The organism is Pseudomonas sp. XP1 (assembly GCF_053557675.1).
This window is the reverse complement of sequence record NZ_JBNRIJ010000031.1, coordinates 1-5255: the sequence shown is the minus strand read 5'-3', so window position 1 is coordinate 5255 and position 5255 is coordinate 1. Positions and strand designations below refer to the sequence as shown.

At 63.6% G+C, this 5255-nt stretch carries 6 protein-coding genes; 5 read left to right on the top strand and 1 reads right to left on the bottom strand.

Annotation, left to right across the window (positions count from 1 at the left end):
- Positions 1-124 precede the first annotated feature (124 nt).
- The 4 genes from ACK1U9_RS20870 to ACK1U9_RS20855 all read left to right on the top strand — a co-directional run bounded on the left by ACK1U9_RS20870 (position 125) and on the right by ACK1U9_RS20855 (position 3900).
- Entirely contained in the window at positions 125-514 is a 390-nt protein-coding gene (locus tag ACK1U9_RS20870; RefSeq protein WP_046617259.1) for a carboxymuconolactone decarboxylase family protein, read from the top strand.
- A 90-nt stretch (positions 515-604) separates the two neighbouring features.
- Positions 605-1351, top strand: coding sequence for a GntR family transcriptional regulator (locus ACK1U9_RS20865; RefSeq protein ID WP_108480612.1), 747 nt, complete (start codon positions 605-607; stop codon positions 1349-1351).
- Between the two features lie 21 nt (positions 1352-1372).
- The gene (locus ACK1U9_RS20860; protein ID WP_024087306.1) at positions 1373-1936 is read left to right on the top strand and encodes an NUDIX hydrolase; all 564 of its coding nucleotides are present in this window, start codon (positions 1373-1375) and stop codon (positions 1934-1936) included.
- A gap of 185 nt (positions 1937-2121) precedes the next feature.
- Positions 2122-3900: an ATP-binding protein gene (locus ACK1U9_RS20855; protein WP_108480613.1), complete on the top strand. Its 1779-nt coding sequence runs from the start codon at positions 2122-2124 to the stop codon at positions 3898-3900.
- 80 nt (positions 3901-3980) lie between these two features.
- Here the strand turns inward: ACK1U9_RS20855 and ACK1U9_RS20850 are convergent, their stop codons facing one another.
- On the bottom strand, positions 3981-4595 hold the full coding sequence (locus ACK1U9_RS20850) for a LysE family translocator (protein ID WP_085599129.1): 615 nt from the start codon (positions 4593-4595) through the stop codon (positions 3981-3983).
- Between the two features lie 112 nt (positions 4596-4707).
- Between ACK1U9_RS20850 and ACK1U9_RS20845 the strand changes: the two genes are divergently transcribed.
- Positions 4708-5160, top strand: a complete 453-nt coding sequence (locus ACK1U9_RS20845) for an Lrp/AsnC family transcriptional regulator (protein ID WP_015270735.1) — start codon at positions 4708-4710, stop codon at positions 5158-5160.
- Positions 5161-5255 lie beyond the last annotated feature (95 nt).

Sequence of the window (5255 nt, the reverse complement as noted above, 5' to 3'; positions counted from 1 at the left end):
GTATCTGTGGGAGCTGGCTTGCCGGCGATGGGTCGCACAGCGGCCCCTGTTTCACCCTTTTTTAGGGGCCGCGCTACCGTCTCACCCTCGGTTGCGTCCCCTGTTTTATTCCGGAGTACTGCACATGAGCAATGAAAAGTACGAAAAAGGCCTGCAGATCCGCACCCAGGTGCTGGGCGAGGACTACGTCAACCGCTCGATCCAGAACGCCGACGACTTCACCAGGCCATTGCAGGAGCTGGTCACCGAATACTGCTGGGGCCACGTCTGGGGCCGCGAAGGCTTGTCGCTCAAAGAGCGCAGCATGATAAACTTGGCCATGATTTCCGCGCTCAACCGGCCCCACGAGCTCAAGCTGCACATTCGCGGCGCCTTGCGTAATGGCCTGAGCCGTGAACAGATTCGCGAGATCCTGCTCCAGGTCGGCATTTATTGCGGCGTGCCCGCGGCGGTGGACAGTTTCCGCCTGGCCCGCGAAGCGTTCGCTGAAGCCGATGCGGAGTCAACCCGTTAACACCGGGCTGTTCGAACCCACGCAAGGAGCACCCAAGGTTCGTGGTGCTGTTGCGGTTGCGGCCGGGCAGCCTCTTTAAGAGCGCACTTGATGAAACGCCAGCCACTCGACGACAGCTTCAAGGTCAACCGCAACCCCGTTACCCTGCGCGAAATCGTGCTCGACAAGCTGCGCGCCGCGATCATGAACTTCCACCTGCTGCCAGGCGACCGCCTGGTCGAGCGCGACCTCTGCGACCGCCTCGGCGTCAGCCGCACCTCGGTGCGTGAAGCCCTGCGCCACCTGGAATCCGAAGGCCTGGTGGAATTCGCCGACGCCAAGGGCCCGCGCGTGGCCATCATCACCCTGGAAGACGCCCGCGACATCTACGAGCTGCGCTGCGTGCTCGAAGGCCTGATCGTGCAGCTGTTCACCCTAAACGCCAAGGCCAAGGACATCCGCGCCCTGGAACGGGCGCTGGAGGTCAACCGCGAAGCCCTCGAAGAAGGCGAACTGCAACAGGTGCTGGACTCGGTACAAGGTTTCTACAATGTGCTGCTGGAAGGCTCCGGCAACCAGGTGGCGGCCCAGCAGCTACGCCAGTTGCAGGCGCGCATCAGCTACCTGCGTGCCACCTCGGTGTCGCAGGAGAACCGCCGCGGCGCCAGCAACCGCGAAATGGAAAAGATCGTCGAGGCGATCAAGAGCGGCGACCCGCTGGTAGCCCATCAGGCCTCGGTCGACCACGTCCGCGCCGCCGCCAAGGTGGCCCTGGACTACCTGCGCCAGAAGCAGGATGACAACGTCAAGGTGCGCGAGATGGTCGAGCCCCTGGCCTTGAAGGACCCACGCATTTAAGCCACCCACAGGCCAGCGATCATGCCCAACGCCCCGCGCTACTGCCCGCACTGCACCACGGAACTGGCCCGGGGCGTTCCCACAGGCGACACCCACGAACGCCTGCACTGCACAGGCTGCGGCTACATCCACTACATCAACCCGAAGATCATCGCCGGCTGCATCATCGAGCGTGATGGCAAGTACCTGCTGTGCCAGCGCGCCATCCCCCCGCGCCCCGGCACCTGGACCTTGCCGGCCGGGTTCATGGAGGCCGGCGAAACCACCGAGCAGGCAGCCCTGCGCGAGGTCTGGGAAGAAAGCGGCGTACGCGCCGAGATCGTCTCGCCGTACTCGATCTTCAGCGTGCCGAAGATCAGCGAGGTCTACATCATTTTCCGCGCCATCGCCACCGAGGAAACCGGGCAGTACGGGACGGAAACGCTGGCGTACAGGTTTTTCGAGCCGGACGAAATCCCGTGGGACGAAATCTACTACCCGGCAATCCGGCAGATTCTCGAGCGTTATATCCTCGAGCGGCAGGCCGGGGTTTATGGCATCTACATGGGCAATGACGACACTGGCAAGGTGCACTTCATTCGCTAGCCGGGGCCGGCCTCTTCGAGGGTAAACCCGCCCCCCTGCAGGTAAAGTACACACCTTGAGCAACATGCTATTCCTTCAGGAGCGGGTTTACCCGCGAAGAGGCCGGTACAGCCACCAAAAATTCTCGCCAAACGTCTATTCTGGATGCACCCTTAAGGCCTTACGCAAAAGGACCAGCAGAGCACATGGCAAAATGGCTAGACGGCGGCGGGCTGATGGCCGAGCGCATCCGCAACCACGATTGGGCTGCCACCCCGCTGGGCCCGCTGGAGCATTGGCCCGACCCGCTGAAAACCACCCTGGCTCTGTGCCTGGCCTCACGCTTTCCGCAAGCCGTGCTCTGGGGCCCTGACCTGCTCACCCTACACAACGACGCTTTCTCGCAGATCCTCGGGCAAAAGCCCTCAGCCCTGGGTATCCCCTTCCGCGCCGTGTGGCAGGAGGCCTGGGCCGATATCGGCCACTTGGCCAACCGTGCTCTGGCTGGCGAGGCGGTGTACATAGAAGACTTCCCGCTCGTCATCGACCGCAACGGTGGCCCCGAAAAGGCCTATTTCACCTTCTGCTACAGCCCCATCCGCGACCACGACGGCAAGGTGCTGGGCATGCTGGATACCGTTACCGAAACCACCACCAGCGTGCTTGCCAACCAGCGCCTGAACTTTCTCGACAACCTGGGCCGCGCCGTGGCCGACTCTACCGACCCGGACCAGATCCTTGCCACTACCACGCGCATGCTGGTCGAGCACCTGCAACTGTCGAGTTGCGCCTATGCGGTGATGGAACCAGACGAAGACGGTTTCACCATCTGCGGTGACTCCGTGGCGCCCGGCTCGCCGCATCTGTTGGGCCGCTATCGGTTGCAGGATTTCGGCACGCTGGCGCTCGGACGCCTGCGCAGTGGCCTGCCGTTGGTCCAGGACAACCTGAGCGAGTTGCCCCCCCAGGAAGCTGCCTCCTTCCAGGCCATCGGCATTACTGCGACCATTTGCATGCCCCTGATCAAAGGCGGCCGGCTGACTGCGCTGATGGCCATTCACGACAAGGCGCCACGGGAGTGGACCCACTACGAACAGGCGCTGATCAGCGAAGTCACAGAGCGCTCCTGGGCGCACATCCAGCGGGTACAGGCCCATGCCGAAGTCCGCGAAGCCATGGCGGCACTGGAGGCGCTGAATGCCACCCTCGAACAGCGCGTGGAAGAACGCACCAGCCAGCTGCTGCACACAGAAGCCGTGCTGCGCCAGGCCCAGAAGCTCGAAGCCATCGGCCAACTCACAGGCGGCGTGGCCCATGATTTCAACAACCTGCTGACCATCATTCGCTCGTCGCTGCATTTTCTGCAGCGCCCCAACCTCGACGCACAGCGCCGCGAGCGCTACCTCAAGACCATGTCCGACACCGTCGACCGCGGTACCAGGCTGACCGGCCAGTTGCTGGCCTTCGCCCGTCGCCAGGCCTTGAGCCCGCAAGTGTTCGAGGCCGGGCCAAGGCTGGAGGCCATGGCCGACATGCTCGACACGGCCACTGGTGCGCGGATCCAGGTCGAGCTGGAGTTGCCGCAGGCACCTTGCCATATCCGCGCCGACCTCAACCAGCTGGAAACCGCAGTGATCAACCTGATGCTCAACGGCCGCGATGCCATGGCCGGCGAAGGCACCTTGCAGCTGCGCCTGCAGGCCGACCAGCGCCTGCCCGCCCTGCGCGGCCAGGCGCCACAGCCGGGCCCGTTCGCCGCGATCTCGGTGAGCGACAGCGGTGTCGGCATTGCCACCGAACTGCTGGAGCGCATCTTCGACCCGTTCTTCACCACCAAGGCGCCGGGCGAAGGCACCGGGCTCGGGCTGTCGCAGGTGTTCGGTTTTGCCAGGCAGTCCGGGGGCGATGTGCAGGTGAACAGCGTCCTGGGCCAGGGCACCACGTTTACCCTGTACCTGCCCCAGGAGCCACCGCCTGAGGCGTGACGGTCAACGGGTTCACTGCCAGGCCTGAGCCATGCGGGGTACTTGTGGGGGCTGGCTTGCCGGCGATGAGGCCAGTGAATTCAACCTATTTGACCGGCTATCAAACCCAGGGCCACCGTGATCATCGCCACCCCCGACACCCGGCCAACCAGCTTCGCCGCCCCCGGCCGGGTGCTCAGCACGGCTTTGGCGCCATAACCGACCAGCGAGTAGATCACCAGCGAGCTGCACAGGTGGACCAGGCCCAGCAGCAAGATCTGCAACGGCACCGGCCAGCTCGACTGCGGGTCTGTGAACTGCGGCAACAGGGCCAGGAACAGCAGGAACACTTTCGGGTTCAGGCCACTGACGCAAAACCCTTTCAACGCCCAGCGGGAACCCGACTCCCCCGCACCATCCTGCCCGGCCGCCGGCAATGCGGGGCTCAGCAGCAGGTTGCCACCGAGCCAAAGCAGGTAGCTGCACCCCGCCAGCGTCAGCAAGGTGAGCGCCAGCGGGTGGCCGGCCAGCAGGCTGCCGACCCCGGCCGCCACCACCAGGGTCGCGAGGAAATGCCCCGACAGCATTCCCGCCACCGCAGGCATCACCCAGCGCCCGCGCATGCCGGCCGAAATGGCGTAGGCCCAGTCCGCGCCCGGGGTAATCACGAACAGCATCGACACGGCCCAGAACGCCGTCAGAACACTGAGAGCCACTTGAATCTTCCTTTTTCCACTGCTTTGGGATGTCGAAAGATTACGGATTCCGCGGAGGGATTTTCTTTCGTATATTCCCCAACAGCCCTCAATTGCTGGAAGATTCTTCTTGATGGACAGGACTGATCGAAAAATTCTTGCCGAGCTGCAAAAGGACGGTCGGCTATCTGTGACCGAGTTGGCCGACCGTGTGGGGCTGAGCCTGTCGCCCTGCCATCGGCGCTTGAAGGCGCTGGAGGAATCCGGGGCGATTCTTGGCTATCACGCCCGCTTGGCGCCGAGCGCCTTGGGGCTGAACTTTGCCGCGCTGGTGTTCGTGACCTTGCGCGAAGTCACTCGTCAGCCGGTAGCGGACTTTGAAGCGGCGCTGGCCGAGATCCCGCAGATCGTCGAGGCGCAACGGCTGTTTGGCGACCCGGATTACCTGCTGCATGTGGTGGCCAAGGATTTGCCGGCGTTCCAGAAACTGTATGACGAGCAGCTGACCAGCATTCCCAATGTGAAGCGCTTGAGTTCGACGCTGGTGATGAAAGAGGTGATTCAGGATCGGTTATTGCCGATGTAGCGTTGTTGCCAGTGCCGGCCCTTTCGCGGGTGAACCCGCTCCCACAGGTACTGCGCATGGCTTGAAATCGTTGCGGTCGAGGTGGGACCTGGCTC

Bases quoted from the DNA above. Each gene is read 5' to 3' on its own strand.
- ACK1U9_RS20845 (WP_015270735.1), top strand. From the start codon at position 4,708: ATGGACAGGACTGATCGAAAAATTCTTGCCGAGCTGCAAAAGGACGGT.
- ACK1U9_RS20870 (WP_046617259.1), top strand. From the start codon at position 125: ATGAGCAATGAAAAGTACGAAAAAGGCCTGCAGATCCGCACCCAGGTG.
- ACK1U9_RS20865 (WP_108480612.1), top strand. From the start codon at position 605: ATGAAACGCCAGCCACTCGACGACAGCTTCAAGGTCAACCGCAACCCC.
- ACK1U9_RS20860 (WP_024087306.1), top strand. From the start codon at position 1,373: ATGCCCAACGCCCCGCGCTACTGCCCGCACTGCACCACGGAACTGGCC.
- ACK1U9_RS20855 (WP_108480613.1), top strand. From the start codon at position 2,122: ATGGCAAAATGGCTAGACGGCGGCGGGCTGATGGCCGAGCGCATCCGC.